This window comes from Chromobacterium sp. HL1 (assembly GCF_057418835.1).
This window is the reverse complement of the sequence record NZ_CP162399.1, coordinates 3,165,746-3,178,655: the sequence shown is the minus strand read 5'-3', so window position 1 is coordinate 3,178,655 and position 12,910 is coordinate 3,165,746. Positions and strand designations below refer to the sequence as shown.

Sequence of the window (12,910 nt, the reverse complement as noted above, 5' to 3'; positions counted from 1 at the left end):
GCGAAATGGGGATTGTCGGATTGAAATGAAATGGGGCCGCGTTGCGATAACGCGGCCCTTTTGGCGTGGACGCCGTTTATCAGAATACGCGCAGGCCGGCGCTCCACACTTGGCGCACCAGCGGAATGCCGTCCCGCTCGCGCGCCTGGACCAGGTCCGCGCGCTGGCCGACGGCGATGGCGCCGCGATCCGCCAATCCCACCGCCCGGGCCGGGTTGCGCGTGACGGTGGCGACGGCGCGGCTTGGGTTCCAGCCCGGCTGGCGGCCCAGCAGGTAGGCGGCGTGCAAGAGGCTGGCCGGCACGTAGTCCGAGGACAGGATGTCCAGCAGGCCGTGGCCGGCCAGTTCCAGGGCGGCGACATTGCCGGAGTGGGAGCCGCCGCGGACGATGTTGGGCGCGCCCATCACCGTCATCAGCCCCTGTTCGCGCGCGGCGCGCGCGGCGGTCAGGGTGGTGGGGAATTCGGACATGGCCACGCCGTCGCGCACCGCCTCGTCGATATGGCTGAGCTCGGTGTCGTCGTGGCTGGCCAGGGCGATGCCGCGCGCGCGCGCCAGTTCCACCACCGCCTGGCGGTGGCTTTCGGCGTAGCGGTCTTGCTTGAGCTTGCGTTGCTCCACCGCGGCGAGGAAGGTGTCGTCGTTCCAGCTGACGTTTTTCTTGGCGTAGTACTTTTTGTACTGCGCCAGGTCGCGGTATTGGCGCTGGCCGGGGGTGTGGTCCATCAGCGACACCAGACGCACCGCCGGATGGCCGATCAAGGGGGACAGCGCGTCCAGCAGCGTGGGATAGGCCAGTTCGCAACGCAGGTGGAACAGGTGCTCGGCGCGGAAGACGCGGCGGCGCATGCCGGCGTCTATCGCCTCGAAGGCGCTTTGCAGGGTGTCCAGCCGCACGCTGTCGCCTTCCAGATCGCCCACCGACAGCGCGTCCAGCACGGTGGTGATGCCGGCTGCCACGCATTGCGCGTCGTGGGTGACCACGGCCGGCAGCGTCGGCCACAGCACGCCGTTGCGCGGCATCAGGTGTTTTTCCAGATTGTCGGTGTGCACTTCCACCAGGCCGGGCAGCAGGTCGTCGCCGTCCAGATCTTCGCTGTGGGGCGGGGGGGCGCTCAGCGCTTGGGCATGGACGGCGGCGATCACGCCGTTGTCTATTTCCAGCGCGCCGCGTTCGACGACGCCGTCGGCCAGGATCAGCCGGGCATTGTTCAATATCCGTTTCATGCTAGGTGTTCCGATTTGTTTGCCAGCGGGACTTCAAACACGCGGTCGGCGACGGCGTCGCGGGTGGGTTCGTCGTGGAAGATGCCCACCAGCGCCGCGCCGCGCGCCAGCGCTTCGCGCATCAGTTCAATCACCACCGCGCGGTTGGCGGCGTCCAGCGAGGCGGTGGGCTCGTCCAGCAGCAGGATGGGCCGCGGCGCGATCATGCCGCGGGCGATATTGACCCGTTGCTGTTCGCCGCCGGAAAAAGTGGCCGGCGGCAGCCGCCACAGCCGTTCCGGTATGTTCAGCCGCGCGAGCAAAGCGCCGGCCTCGCGCCGCGCCGCGTCGGCGTCCACGCCCCATTCGCGCAGCGGCTCGGCGACGATGTCCAGCGCCGGCACCCGCGGGATGGCGCGCAGGAACTGGCTGACGTAGCCCAGGGTGTGGCGGCGGGCGTCTGCGATCTCGTGCGGCAAGGCGGCGGCCATGTCCAGCCAGGCGTCGCGGTGGCGGATGCGTATGCTGCCGCGCTCCACCAGGTAATTGGCGTACAGCGCCTTGAGCAGCGTGCTCTTGCCGGCGCCGGAAGGGCCGGCCAGCGCCACGCATTCGCCGGCGGCGGCCTGCAGGGAGACCTCGTCGAGCACCGGCAGCGTCAGGCCGCCTTGTTGGTGCAGGGTGAAAGTCTTGCTCACTTGCCTTGCGTCTATCAATAGCTTCATGGCTTCAGGCCTGCAGGATGGAGGATACCAGCAGCTGGGTGTACGGATGCTGCGGATCGTCCAGGATTTGATCGGTGAGGCCGGCTTCCACCACGCGGCCGCCTTGCATCACCAGCGTGCGTTGCGCCAGCAGCCGCGCCACGGCCAGGTCGTGGGTGACCATGATGACGGCGATGCCGCTGTCGCGCACCAGTCTTCGGGTCAGGTCCAGGAAGCGGGCCTGCACCGAGACGTCCAGGCCGCCGGTGGGTTCGTCCATGAAGACCAGCCGCGGATGGGTGGCCAGGCTGCGGGCGATCTGCAGCCGCTGCTGCATGCCGCCGGAGAAGGCGCTGGGCGGATCGTCCAGCCGCGAGCGGCCGATTTCCACCCGTTCCAGCCAGTCGCCGGCGGTCTGGCGCAGCCGGCCGTAATGGCGCTGGCCCAGCGCCATCAGCCGCTCGCCGATATTGGCGCCGGCGGAGACGTTCATGCGCAGGCCGTCGCGGGCGTGCTGGGACACGAAGCCCCATTCGCTGCGCGCCAGCCGGCGGCGCTCGGATTCGGCGATGGCGGTGAGTTCGTGCTCGCGGCCGTCGCGTTCGCGAAAGCGCGCGCTGCCGGCGTCTGCGGCCAGCTTGCCGGCCAGCGCGGCCAGCAGCGTGGATTTGCCGGAGCCGGATTCGCCGACCACGCACAGCACTTCGCCGGCGTGGAGATCGAAATCGACGCCGAAGCAGCCGTTGCCGTTGCCGTAGTCCTTGCCGAGGCCGCGGACGCTGAGTAGGGGCGGGTTCATTGCGGGCTTTCCTGTGTGTCGCGGCGCTGCCGGCAGTGGTCGCTGTCGGAGCAGACGTATTGGCGCGCGCCGGCGTCGTCGGTGATGATTTCGTCCAGATAGCTGTCGCCGGCGCCGCACAGCGCGCAGGCCTGTTCCCAGCGCTGCACCTGGAACGGATGGTCGTCGAAGGCCAGGCTTTCCACCCGGGTGTGCGGCGGGATCGCGTACAGCCTTTTTTCGCGGCCGGCGCCGAACAGCAGCAGCGCCGGACTCAGGTGCAGCTTGGGGTTGTCGAATTTGGGGATGGGCGAGGGCGAAGCCAGGTAGCGGCCGTTGACCAGCACCGGGTAGTCGTAGCTGGCGGCGATGTGGCCGTAGCGGGCGATGTCCTCGTACAGCTTGACGTGCATCAGGCCGTAATCCTGGTGGGCGTGCAGCTTGCGGGTTTCCTGTTCGCTGGCCTCCAGCGTGCGCAACGGTTCCGGTTCCGGCACCTGGAACACCAGCACCTGGCCGGCGCGCAGCGGGGTTTCCGGGATGCGGTGCCGGGTCTGGATCAGGCTGGCTTCGGCGCTGCGGGTGGTGGTGGCCACGCCGGCGACGCGGGCGAAGAAGCGGCGGATATTGACCGCGTTGGTGGTGTCGTCCGCGCCCTGGTCTATGACCTTGAGCACGTCGTCGCGGCCGATCACGCTGGCCGTCACCTGGATGCCGCCGGTGCCCCAGCCGTAGGGCAGCGGCATTTCGCGGCCGCCGAAGGGCACTTGATAGCCGGGCACGGCCACGGCCTTGAGCAGGGCGCGGCGCAGCATGCGCTTGGTGTTTTCGTCGAGGAAGCCGAAGTTGTACGCCCATGGCGCGGCGGTGCTCATGCTTGTGTCTCCTTGGCGGCGTGTTCGCGGCGCAGCTGGCGTATCAGCGACAGCTCGGCCTGGAAGTCGACGTAGTGCGGCAGCTTGAGATGCTGGACGAAGCCGGAGGCTTCGACGTTGTCGCTGTGGCACAGCGCGAATTCCGGCTGCTGCGCCGGCGCGTGCGCCGTTTCGCCCAGCTCGGCGGCGCGCAGGCTGCGGTCCACCAGGGCCATCGCCATTGCCTTGCGTTCGGCCTCGCCGAAGCTCAGGCCGTAGCCGCGGGTGAACTGCGGCGGCGCGCTGCGGCTGCCGGCGAACTGGTTGATCATCTGGCATTCGGTCAGGGTGATTTCGCCGATGTCGACGTCGAAGCCCAGTTCTTTCGGGCAGACCGTCACGCTGACTTCGCCCATGCGGATTTCGCCGGCGAAGGGGTGGCTTTCGGCGTAGCCGCGCTGGGTGGAGTAGGCCAGGCCCAGCAGCCAGCCCTCGTCGCCGCGCGCCAGGTTTTGCAGCCGGGCGGCGCGGCCGGCCGGGAACAGCAGCGGCTCGCGGGTCAGGTCGGCCGGCTCCGGGTCGCCCGGCGGCGGCGTTTCCGGCTCGATCAGCCCTTCCTGGGCCAGAGTGTCCAGCACGCAGGGCAGCCGTTCCGGCAGCGGCGCGTCCGCCAGCGTCGGCAGCGGCGGCTCGCCGGCCTGGGCCAGGCCGAAGTCCAGCAGCCGCTGGGTGTAATCTGCGGTGGGGCCCAGCACCTGGCCGCCGGGCACGTCCTTGAAGGTGCCGGACACGCGCCGGCGCACCCGCATCGCCGCGGTGTCCAGCGGCCGGCTGGCGGCGAAGCGCGGCAGGGTGGTGCGGAAGGCGCGCAGCAGGAAGGCCGCCTCCACGCAGTCGCCGGCCGCCTGTTTCAGCGCCAGCGCCGCCAGCTCCTCGTCGTACAGCGAACCTTCCTGCATCGTCCTGGCCAGCGCCAGCCGCAATTGGCCGCGGATCTGGGCGAGGCTCAGTTCCGGCGTCGCCGCGTCGCCGCGGCGCTTGGCGGCCAGCAAGTCCCAGGAGCGGGCGATGGCGGTTTCTCCGCCTTTGACGGCTACGTACATCTCAACCCTCCTTGACGCGGGTGCTGCGCGGCAGGCCGGCCACGCGCTCGCCGCAGATCAGAAAAATGTCCACGCCCAGCGGAAAACGGGCGTGATTGTCCCGCCATTGCCGCCAGAAACCGTCCGGCGCGCCGTTCACGCCGAAACGGCGCGGCGCGGCGAAGCCCGGGCCGTCGGCTTCCACCTGTTCGGCGTTGAAGCCGGCGGTTTCCAGCAGCACGGTGGCGGAGCGGTCGGGGTATTCGGGCTCGCCGGCCTTGAGCGCGGCCAGCGGCGGCGGCGGCGTGCCCAGCGGCAGCACCACGAAGTCGGCCTGTTCCGGAGCGGCGGCCAGGCGCAGGCCGGTGTGGAAGCGCAGGCTGGCCAGGGTGTCCGCCGGCAGCGGCGGCAGCCAGACGCTGACGTCCTGGTCCAGCAAGGTGTAGAGCAGGGCGGCGGTGGCCGGCATCAGGCCGGGCAGTTCGGCCGGCAGCGCCGGCAGCGTTTGCGGCAGCAAGGGTTCGGCCAGCGCGGCCAGCGCGGCGCGGAAGCAGCGCTGACTGTCGTGAACCGGGTCGGAGAAGGCGGCGCGCATTTCATTCCCCCCGGACCAGGGTGAAGAATTCCACCTTGCTGGCGGCGGCTTCGCGCGCCGCCTGTTCGCGGCGCGCGGCGCGTTCGGCGCGCAAGGGCGTTATCCATTGCGCGAGCAAACCGTCCCGCCGCGCCGGGTCTTGCAGCAGCGCGTCGGCCTGGGCGATCAATTCGGCGTGTTCGCCGTTGCTGCCCAGCGCCCAGCCGTGGCCCAGGCGGCCGTTGATCCGGCAACTGGCGCGGCTGACGCTGGCTTCGCCCAGATTGAAGCGGGCGCCGCCGCCGCCGGCGCGGCCCTGCAGCATGACAAGGCCGGTTTCGGCGCGGCGCAGCCATTCCACTTGCGGCGCCGGCGGCAATTGCGGGCCCAGCAGCCGGCGCAGCCGCGGCGGCGGGGTGTGGGCCAGCACGCTGAGCCAGTCTTGTCGGGTCGAGGTTTCCATATCGGGTATTCCCCTGTGCGGTTTCAACAAAAATTCATATAAACGTATAGACGTATCCATGATAATGGCCGGCGATAAGGCGCAAACAGCATGCGGCGATGAAGGTTTTGTGACGATTGGGTGGCGGGGCTAGACCTTGGCCGCCATGGGAACGAGAGGGCGTGAACGATGATTGAACGCGGTTCCGGGGTCGCCGTCTGGCGGCAGATAGAAAACAGCCTGGCGGAGGAGATCGCCAGCGGCGCGATCCGCGCCGGCGAGCAATTGGCCACCGAGCTGCAACTGGCCCAGCGCTTTCGCGTCAACCGCCACACCATACGGCGCGCGGTGGCCACGCTGGTGGAGCGCGGCCTGCTGCGGGTGGAGCAGGGGCGCGGCACCTTCGTCCAGGACAATGCGATTGACTACGCGATCAGCAAGCGCACCCGTTTTTCCCAGAACATGGCCAGCCAGAACCTGAACTCGGACATCGACGTCCTGGCCAGCGACACGGTGCCGGCCAACGCCGAACTGGCCGATTTGCTGCAAGTGGCGGTGGGCGAGCCGCTGCTGCGCATCAAGACCCTGAGCCGGGTGGCGTTGCGGGTGGTGGACTGGGCGATCTTGTTCTTTCCGGCGGCGCGCTTTCCCGGCCTGCCGGAGATTTACCGGCGCGAGCGCTCGGTGACGCGCGCGCTGGCGCATTTCGGCGTAGACGATTACACCCGGCGCTTCACCCGCGTCAGCGCGCGGCTGCCGGACAGCGAGACGGTGGACTATCTGGGGCTGCCCAAGAACCGGCCGGTGCTGCATGTGAAGTCCTTGAACGTGGACCCGCAGGGGCGGCCGGTGCAATACGGGATCACCTGTTTCAACGGCGATCTGGTGCAACTGGTGATGGAGGAGGCCTGATGCGTTACGCGCTGTATTACGCACCGCGGCCGGACAGCGCCTTCTGGCGCGCCGGCAGCGGCTGGCTGGGCCAGGACGCGCACAGCGGTCTGCAAGTATTGCCGCCGCACGCGCCGGGCCTGGACGCCGAAGTCTGGGCGGAGCTGACCGCGGCGCCGGCCCGCTACGGCTGGCACGCCACGCTGAAAGCGCCGTTCGCCTTGCGCGCCGGCGCGGATGAGGCGGCGCTGCTGGCGCGGACCGCGGTATTGGCGCAACGCTTCCAGCCCTTCGAGCTGGCGCTGGAGGTGGCCTGGCTGGCGGATTTTCTGGCGCTGCGGCCGCCGGCGCCGCCGCCGGAGCTGGCCGAGCTGGCCGCCGCCTGCGTGGTGGAGCTGGAGCCCTTGGCCGATCGCGAATCGCCGCGGAAAACGCGCGCCGGGCTGGACCCGCGCCAGGAGCAGCTAAGCTTGCGCTGGGGCTATCCCTATGTGTTCGAACACTACCGCTTTCACCTGACGCTGAGCGGCCGGCTGAGGCTGGACAGCGCGACGGGGCGGGCGCTGGAACAGGCGGCGCGCCGGCATTTCGCCGCCTTCACCCGCGCGCGGGTGGACGGCGTGGCGGTGTTTGTCGAGCCGGCGGCGGGCGAGGCTTTCCGCTACCTCGCGCATTGCGGCTTTGACGGACAGGTGGCGCGCTATGAAGCCTGAGCCCGGCGCGCTGTGGTATGTGATCGGCCCGTCCGGCGCCGGCAAGGACAGCCTGCTGGCTTATGCGCGGGCGCGGCTGCCGGCCTCCGGCCGGCTGGTGTTCGCCCACCGCTACATCACCCGGCCGGCCGACGCCGGCGGCGAGAACCACGTGGCCTTGAGCCGGGAAGAGTTTGAACAGCGCGAGCGCAGCGGCTGCTTCGCCCTGAGCTGGCGGCGGCATGGTCTGGCCTATGGCCTGGGCATGGAAGTGGCGCTGTGGCTGGAACAGGGGCTGGACGTGGTGGTCAACGGCTCGCGCTCGGCGCTGCCGCTGGCGGCGCGGCGTTTTCCCGGCCTGCGGCCGGTGTGGGTCGTCGCCAGCCCGGCGGCGCTGGCGGCGCGGCTGGCCGGCCGCGGCCGGGAATCGGCCGAGCGCGTCGCCCTGCGGCTGGAGGAGGCCGCCGCGCTGACGCCGCCGCCGGACGCGGCGGTGCTGCAAAACGACGGCGAACTGGCCGAGGCCGGCGAGCGGCTGCTGCGGCTGCTGACGCGGGGCAGGGAGGCGGACTGTCCTTAATGCCTGGAAAACCGCGCCGGCGAAGCCGCCGCCGCTTGCTATAACCGGGGCAGTTCGCCGGCCGCGTGGCGGCGAGCCGCGCGCCGTCTCCGGCTGGCGGGACGCCGGAGAACGTGTTTACGATTTCGCGAGCTAAGGCGAGACAAGGCGAAAACCGCTGAGAAAGCGGAATGTACAGGTGGTACATGAGCATTTCGAAGTGGTTTTCAACGCTGTATCGCCGACGCGCAGCAGATCGTAAACAGGTTCTGAGCGGTGCGCATGCAATGGTCGTCCCGCCGTTGGCAGGAGAATGGATATGGCTTTGCAATCGAGAAACTGGCATGCCTGGCTGAACGTGATGCCGGGTCACCCCAAGAGCTTGCATGTGGCAGGCGACGTGGTGGTGGCCAACCCCGGCGTGGAGGCGCTGCTGTGCATGCGCGAGCCGCAAGGCATCAACCCGGCCATCCTGATGCTGGACTTGCACCTGGTGCAAAAGCCCGGCATGTGGCCGCAGGTGTTGGCGGTGGCGCACGCCCACTACGACAGGGTGCTGCCGCCGGGCGCGCCCAAGTACACGGCGGTGGAAGTGCTGCACAATAACGAGCGGGTGGCTTATATCGAGCCCATCCCCGAAATCGTATAGACAGCGGCAGTCACGGCGGCCTGGCAGGGCCGCCGGACGGCTTGCGGGATCGTAAACGGGTTTTACAGCGTGACGCTTTCGCAGCCGCTGCGGCCGGACTTCTTGGCCCGGTACATCGCCTGGTCCGCCGCCTGCAGCAGGCTGTCCGCGCTGCTGTCGCCGTTGCCCAGCGCGATGCCGACGGAAATGCCCAGCTGGCGTTGTTCGCCGCCGATGTCGAAAGGCGTTTGCATCGTCTCTATGCATTTGGCCGCCACGATGCGGGCCGCTTCCTCCGCGTCCTCGCCCAGATCGCCGATCAGCAGCACGAACTCGTCGCCGCCGATGCGCGCCAGGGTGTCGGTCTGGCGCACGATGCCGCCCAGGCGCTGCGCCGCCTGCCACAACACTTTGTCGCCGGCCTTGTGGCCGTAGCCGTCGTTGATCTGCTTGAAGCCGTCCAGATCCAGAAACAACAAGCCCAGCCGGCTTGCATTGCGCTGCGCGCGCGCCAGCGCCATGGTCAGGCGGTCGGCCAGCAAGGCGCGGTTGGGCAAGCCGGTCAGGGTGTCGTGATGGGCCATGCGCGCCAGTTCCGCCTGATGCTGGTCCAGCTTGCTCAGCAGCCGGTTGAAGGCGGCCAGCAGATAGCCCACCTCGTCGTTGCGCTTGACCGGCAGCGGTTCCAGCGGCAGTTCGCCGCGGGTCATGCGGTCCGCGTGGCTGGCGGCGCGGAACAGCGGGCGGAACAGCAGATACAGGCCCGCGCCCGCGGCCAGAGCGAACACCAGCACGGCGATCACCGCGTTTTTCAGCAAAAAGGCTTGCGCCCGTCCCACGGTGGCGAAGGCCTCGCTGCTGGGCAGCCGCGCCACCACGAACCAGCCGGTGCTGGGCACCGAGGCGATGGCGGAGACTTCCTCGCGCCCTTGGGCGTTGACGGTGATGCCCACGCCGCGAAACCCCGTCATCGCCCGGTCGTGCAAGGGATTGATCCCCGCCGGCGGCGTGGGTTTGAGCACCATGTCCGGCTGGGAGGAGGCGACGAAGATCTTGTCCTGCGGCGAGATCAGCAAAAAGCCGCTATTGGGCCCGCCGATGTGGGAGGCCAGCAGCAAGTCCATGAAGCCCGGCGCGGCCAGCGCGGTAATGCCGGCCAGCGCGCCTTGCGGGCGGCCGTCGCGCCAGGGCAGCGCCGCCGCCATCGGCAGCACCGGTTTTTTGCTGATGCGGCCGATAAGCGGGCGGCCGATGACGACGCGGTCCAGATTGGGCGGGCTGGACAGGGCGACGCGGATATAGTCCCGGTCGGAATAGTCCCGGCCCACGCGGCCGGGCATGGACGGATAGTCGGCGATGGCGCGCCCGTCCGGCGTCACCACGTACAGGCCTTGCGAGAACGGGCATTGGAAGTCGCAATGCAGGCGCAGCCAGGCTTGCAGTTCCGCCGGGCGTTGCAGCAGCTCCTGGGGCAGGCTGGCGGCCAACCGCTGAAGCAAGGCCTGGCGCTGCTGGATCTTGAAGTCCACGTCGCGGGCGACGTAGCTGGCCAGCGCCATCTGCTGGTTCTGCACCACCTTGCTCAAATCCTCGCGCAGAAACTGGCTGAGCGCGTAGTAGCGCGCCACCGCGCCGGCCACCACGATGCCCAGCGCCAGCAGCAGCAAGCGGGTAACGATGCTATCAAGGACGCGGCGCAGGCTCATGGTCGCAAATAAGGTTGTCTTCAAGACAGTTTAGTCAAGGTTTCGGGCCTTGTATGCCCGGGCCCGGCGGGGCGGCTCAGCGCGGCAGCAGACCGGCGCAACACAGCGCCACCGCGGCGCGGATGCGCTCGCCGGGCTCGTGCTCCGGCAGCGGCGGCGTCAGGCCCAGCGCCATCCGGCGCAGCGGCTCCGCTATCGTCATCGCCAGCAGCAGTTCGGCGGTTTGCGCCGGCTGCGGGCAGCGGATCAAGCCCTGTTCCGCCTGGCGCTCCAGCCAGCCGGCCAAGAGCGCGGCGCAGCGCTGCACGCCGTGCTCGGCGTACTGCGCCAGCGCCTGTTCCCGGCCGGGAAAGTCTCCTATCAGCAGGCGGAACAATCCCACCGCCTCGCGCGTGAGCACCTTGGCCGCCACGGTGTTCAGCAGCGCTTCCAAGGCCTGCGGCAGCGCGGCGGCCTCCGTCAGCGGCTCGCTCATCGGCGCGACGAAGGCGTCGGTCCAGCCGTGGATGACCGCGCCCAGCAACTGCTCGCTGTTGTCGGCGAAGCGGTACACCGTTTTCTTGGCCACCCCGGCCCGCTGCGCCACCGCCGCCATGGTGGCGGCCTGGTAGCCCTGGCTCAGCAAGAGTTCGGTGGCGGCGTCCAGCACCTGTTGCTTCAAAGCGTGTTCCGGCGCGGCGGGGCGGCCGCGCGCGCGCGGCGAGGCCTGATCCTGGCTTGACATCGGGGTAAGGTTTCCTCAATATGGAAACGCAATGCGTTTCTTAATTAACCAGCGCCGGCGTCGCGCCGCGCTGATCTTCAAGCCAAGGAGTGTACTGTGAATTCTCACTATGAAACATCTTACGATGAGCTGTTGCAGCCTGGCCCGCTGATGCTGGAAACCGGCGTGCGCCGTCTGGACGACGGCCGCTTGCTGGTGGCCGCGCGCACCGAAATGCCCGGCTGCGCCGGCCGCATGTTCGACTGGTGGTTCACCTTCTTCGATTCCACCCGGCACATCCGCTGGTGGCATCCGCACGACCATGTGGAGCTGCGTGGCTGGGACGGCCGCCGCCGCGCCGGCCGCGGCTATATCGGCTCCACCGTGCGCGCGGTGGAGGCGCTGGGCGAGATTCCGCCGGTGGCGGCGGTGTTGAAGTTCCACCCGCCGGAAACCTTCTTCGGCGCCGGCCGCTTGAGCGCGGCGCTGGCGCGCGGCGAGGCCTCGGCCGCGGTGTGCGCGCGCATCGCTTTCGGCAACGAACCGCGGCTCAGCGCCGACGGCGACCCGCTGGACGGCGAGATGGTGCACCTGACGCGGGACACCGCCCACGGCGCGGTGCTGCGCAGCCGCTTCTTGCTGGGCGCGGTCGACGGCAGCGGCGAACCGGTGCCGGAACGCCTGGGCCTGGAGCTGATGCGCCATTGCTACAACGAGTTCAGCTGCCTGGCGCGGTTCTTGCCGTCGCTGTATTACGGCGAGCACGCCAACGGCGAGAAAGGGCCGCTGGCCTGGTAGGCCGCCGCGCCGGCGGGCAGGACATCCAGCCGCGCAAGACAAGCTTCACCCGGCCGTCACCGCGCTGTCATCGGCGCGTCGTAAGGTGGCGGCTGATTGACGGACGGCGCATGGACCATGAGGTCTATACGTCTAAACCCATTGGAGCGATGTCGATGAAACAGCTGATTGTCCTGGCCGCCGGCCTGGCCCTGTCCGGCCTGACGGCCCCGCTGGCGCAGGCCGCCACCACCCTGACCGTGTACACCGCGCTGGAGGCGGACCAGGTCAAGGAATACAAAGAGGCTTTCGAGAAGGCCAACCCGGACATCGAAATCCGCTTCGTGCGCGAATCCACCGGCATCATCACCGCCAAGCTGTTGTCCGAGAAAAACAATCCGCAAGCCGACGCGGTATGGGGCCTGGCCGCCACCAGCCTGATGATTCTGGACCAGCAGGGCATGCTGCAGCCTTACGCGCCCAAGGGCGTGGAAAAGTTGAGCCCGGAATTCGTCGACAAGGCCAAGCCGCCCAAGTGGACCGGCATGGACGTGTGGGCCGCCGCCCTCTGTTTCAACACCGTGGAAGCCGCCAAGAAAAACCTGCCCAAGCCGGAGAGCTGGGCCGACCTCGCCAAGCCGGTCTATAAGGGCCAGATCGTGATGCCGCATCCGGCGTCCTCCGGCACGGGTTATCTGGACGTGTCCGCCTGGCTGCAGATGATGGGCGAGAAAAAGGGCTGGGAGTATATGGACAAGCTGCACGCCAATATGGCCCAGTACGTCCACTCCGGCTCCAAGCCGTGCAAGATGGCCGCCGCCGGCGAGTATCCGATAGGCATCTCCTTCGAATACCGCGGCGCTCAGCTCAAGGAGAAGGGCGCGCCCATCGACCTGATCTACCCGAAGGAGGGCCTGGGCTGGGATCTGGAAGCCACCGCCATCATCAAGGGCAGCAAGAAGCTGGCCGCCGCGCAGAAGCTGGCGGATTTCTCGGTCAGCCTGCCGGCGATGCGCCTGTATGAAAAGAACTACGCGGTGCTGGCCATGCCCGGCGTGGCCAAGCCCAATCCCTTCATCCCCGCCGATTACGCCCAGCGTCTGAGCAAGAACAATTTCGCCTGGGCCGCCAAGCAGCGCGAGGCCATCCTGCGCGAATGGTCGCGCCGCTACGAAAGCAAGGCCGAACCCAAGAGCTGAGCCGGCTTCCGTCATTTCGCCGCCCGCCGGGCGGCGTCGTTTCTTTTTAAAAACCTGTTTACGATCTGCTGCGCGTCGTGGAGCGTTACACGGTGAGTGCGTCTTCAAAATGCT

At 68.7% G+C, this 12,910-nt stretch carries 15 protein-coding genes; 6 read left to right on the top strand and 9 right to left on the bottom strand.

Features of this window, described 5'->3' with window-relative positions:
- Positions 1 to 79: 79 nt before the first annotated feature.
- The 7 genes from AB1Z25_RS14320 to phnG are packed head-to-tail and all read right to left on the bottom strand — an operon-like array spanning position 80 to position 5,662.
- Entirely contained in the window at positions 80 to 1,228 is a 1,149-nt protein-coding gene (locus AB1Z25_RS14320) for an alpha-D-ribose 1-methylphosphonate 5-triphosphate diphosphatase (protein WP_486635526.1), read from the bottom strand.
- Entirely contained in the window at positions 1,225 to 1,932 is a 708-nt protein-coding gene (gene phnL / locus AB1Z25_RS14315) for a phosphonate C-P lyase system protein PhnL (RefSeq protein ID WP_227104137.1), read from the bottom strand. The genes AB1Z25_RS14320 and phnL overlap by 4 nt, the downstream gene beginning before the upstream one ends.
- A 4-nt stretch (positions 1,933 to 1,936) precedes the next feature.
- Entirely contained in the window at positions 1,937 to 2,710 is a 774-nt protein-coding gene (phnK, locus tag AB1Z25_RS14310) for a phosphonate C-P lyase system protein PhnK (RefSeq protein ID WP_235087620.1), read from the bottom strand.
- Positions 2,707 to 3,564, bottom strand: coding sequence for an alpha-D-ribose 1-methylphosphonate 5-phosphate C-P-lyase PhnJ (locus tag AB1Z25_RS14305; RefSeq protein WP_107799826.1), 858 nt, complete (start codon positions 3,562 to 3,564; stop codon positions 2,707 to 2,709). Before AB1Z25_RS14305 ends, phnK begins: the two co-directional genes overlap by 4 nt.
- The gene (locus tag AB1Z25_RS14300; RefSeq protein ID WP_486635525.1) at positions 3,561 to 4,646 is read right to left on the bottom strand and encodes a carbon-phosphorus lyase complex subunit; all 1,086 of its coding nucleotides are present in this window, start codon (positions 4,644 to 4,646) and stop codon (positions 3,561 to 3,563) included. Before AB1Z25_RS14300 ends, AB1Z25_RS14305 begins: the two co-directional genes overlap by 4 nt.
- Before the next feature lies 1 nt (position 4,647).
- Positions 4,648 to 5,220: a phosphonate C-P lyase system protein PhnH gene (phnH, locus tag AB1Z25_RS14295; protein WP_486635524.1), complete on the bottom strand. Its 573-nt coding sequence runs from the start codon at positions 5,218 to 5,220 to the stop codon at positions 4,648 to 4,650.
- A gap of 1 nt (position 5,221) precedes the next feature.
- Positions 5,222 to 5,662 carry a phosphonate C-P lyase system protein PhnG gene (gene phnG / locus AB1Z25_RS14290; RefSeq protein ID WP_107799823.1) on the bottom strand — a complete coding sequence of 147 codons (441 nt, stop codon included), beginning with the start codon at positions 5,660 to 5,662 and terminating at the stop codon, positions 5,222 to 5,224.
- A 168-nt stretch (positions 5,663 to 5,830) separates the two neighbouring features.
- Between phnG and phnF the strand changes: the two genes are divergently transcribed.
- The 4 genes from phnF to AB1Z25_RS14270 all read left to right on the top strand — a co-directional run bounded on the left by phnF (position 5,831) and on the right by AB1Z25_RS14270 (position 8,432).
- Entirely contained in the window at positions 5,831 to 6,553 is a 723-nt protein-coding gene (gene phnF / locus AB1Z25_RS14285) for a phosphonate metabolism transcriptional regulator PhnF (protein WP_227104129.1), read from the top strand.
- On the top strand, positions 6,553 to 7,245 hold the full coding sequence (locus AB1Z25_RS14280) for a DUF1045 domain-containing protein (RefSeq protein ID WP_486635523.1): 693 nt from the start codon (positions 6,553 to 6,555) through the stop codon (positions 7,243 to 7,245). Before phnF ends, AB1Z25_RS14280 begins: the two co-directional genes overlap by 1 nt.
- Entirely contained in the window at positions 7,235 to 7,804 is a 570-nt protein-coding gene (gene phnN, locus AB1Z25_RS14275; RefSeq protein WP_227104127.1) for a phosphonate metabolism protein/1,5-bisphosphokinase (PRPP-forming) PhnN, read from the top strand. The genes AB1Z25_RS14280 and phnN overlap by 11 nt, the downstream gene beginning before the upstream one ends.
- A 298-nt stretch (positions 7,805 to 8,102) precedes the next feature.
- Complete coding sequence (locus AB1Z25_RS14270) at positions 8,103 to 8,432, top strand: hypothetical protein (protein WP_107799819.1); 330 nt, start codon at positions 8,103 to 8,105, stop codon at positions 8,430 to 8,432.
- A 62-nt stretch (positions 8,433 to 8,494) separates the two neighbouring features.
- Here the strand turns inward: AB1Z25_RS14270 and AB1Z25_RS14265 are convergent, their stop codons facing one another.
- Positions 8,495 to 10,117, bottom strand: coding sequence for a sensor domain-containing diguanylate cyclase (locus AB1Z25_RS14265; protein WP_107799818.1), 1,623 nt, complete (start codon positions 10,115 to 10,117; stop codon positions 8,495 to 8,497).
- 76 nt (positions 10,118 to 10,193) lie between these two features.
- Positions 10,194 to 10,841, bottom strand: a complete 648-nt coding sequence (locus AB1Z25_RS14260; RefSeq protein ID WP_227104126.1) for a TetR/AcrR family transcriptional regulator — start codon at positions 10,839 to 10,841, stop codon at positions 10,194 to 10,196.
- 96 nt (positions 10,842 to 10,937) lie between these two features.
- Between AB1Z25_RS14260 and AB1Z25_RS14255 the strand changes: the two genes are divergently transcribed.
- Together AB1Z25_RS14255 and AB1Z25_RS14250 are read left to right on the top strand one after the other, a co-directional pair.
- Entirely contained in the window at positions 10,938 to 11,618 is a 681-nt protein-coding gene (locus AB1Z25_RS14255; protein ID WP_486635522.1) for a DAPG hydrolase family protein, read from the top strand.
- Positions 11,619 to 11,773: 155 nt separating this feature from the next.
- Positions 11,774 to 12,796: a putative 2-aminoethylphosphonate ABC transporter substrate-binding protein gene (locus AB1Z25_RS14250; protein ID WP_199225886.1), complete on the top strand. Its 1,023-nt coding sequence runs from the start codon at positions 11,774 to 11,776 to the stop codon at positions 12,794 to 12,796.
- The last annotated feature ends 114 nt before the right edge of the window (positions 12,797 to 12,910 follow it).

Bases quoted from the DNA above. Each gene is read 5' to 3' on its own strand.
- AB1Z25_RS14320 (WP_486635526.1), bottom strand. From the start codon at position 1,228: ATGAAACGGATATTGAACAATGCCCGGCTGATCCTGGCCGACGGCGTC.
- phnL (WP_227104137.1), bottom strand. From the start codon at position 1,932: ATGAAGCTATTGATAGACGCAAGGCAAGTGAGCAAGACTTTCACCCTG.
- phnK (WP_235087620.1), bottom strand. From the start codon at position 2,710: ATGAACCCGCCCCTACTCAGCGTCCGCGGCCTCGGCAAGGACTACGGC.
- AB1Z25_RS14305 (WP_107799826.1), bottom strand. From the start codon at position 3,564: ATGAGCACCGCCGCGCCATGGGCGTACAACTTCGGCTTCCTCGACGAA.
- AB1Z25_RS14300 (WP_486635525.1), bottom strand. From the start codon at position 4,646: ATGTACGTAGCCGTCAAAGGCGGAGAAACCGCCATCGCCCGCTCCTGG.
- phnH (WP_486635524.1), bottom strand. From the start codon at position 5,220: ATGCGCGCCGCCTTCTCCGACCCGGTTCACGACAGTCAGCGCTGCTTC.
- phnG (WP_107799823.1), bottom strand. From the start codon at position 5,662: ATGGAAACCTCGACCCGACAAGACTGGCTCAGCGTGCTGGCCCACACC.
- phnF (WP_227104129.1), top strand. From the start codon at position 5,831: ATGATTGAACGCGGTTCCGGGGTCGCCGTCTGGCGGCAGATAGAAAAC.
- AB1Z25_RS14280 (WP_486635523.1), top strand. From the start codon at position 6,553: ATGCGTTACGCGCTGTATTACGCACCGCGGCCGGACAGCGCCTTCTGG.
- phnN (WP_227104127.1), top strand. From the start codon at position 7,235: ATGAAGCCTGAGCCCGGCGCGCTGTGGTATGTGATCGGCCCGTCCGGC.
- AB1Z25_RS14270 (WP_107799819.1), top strand. From the start codon at position 8,103: ATGGCTTTGCAATCGAGAAACTGGCATGCCTGGCTGAACGTGATGCCG.
- AB1Z25_RS14265 (WP_107799818.1), bottom strand. From the start codon at position 10,117: ATGAGCCTGCGCCGCGTCCTTGATAGCATCGTTACCCGCTTGCTGCTG.
- AB1Z25_RS14260 (WP_227104126.1), bottom strand. From the start codon at position 10,841: ATGTCAAGCCAGGATCAGGCCTCGCCGCGCGCGCGCGGCCGCCCCGCC.
- AB1Z25_RS14250 (WP_199225886.1), top strand. From the start codon at position 11,774: ATGAAACAGCTGATTGTCCTGGCCGCCGGCCTGGCCCTGTCCGGCCTG.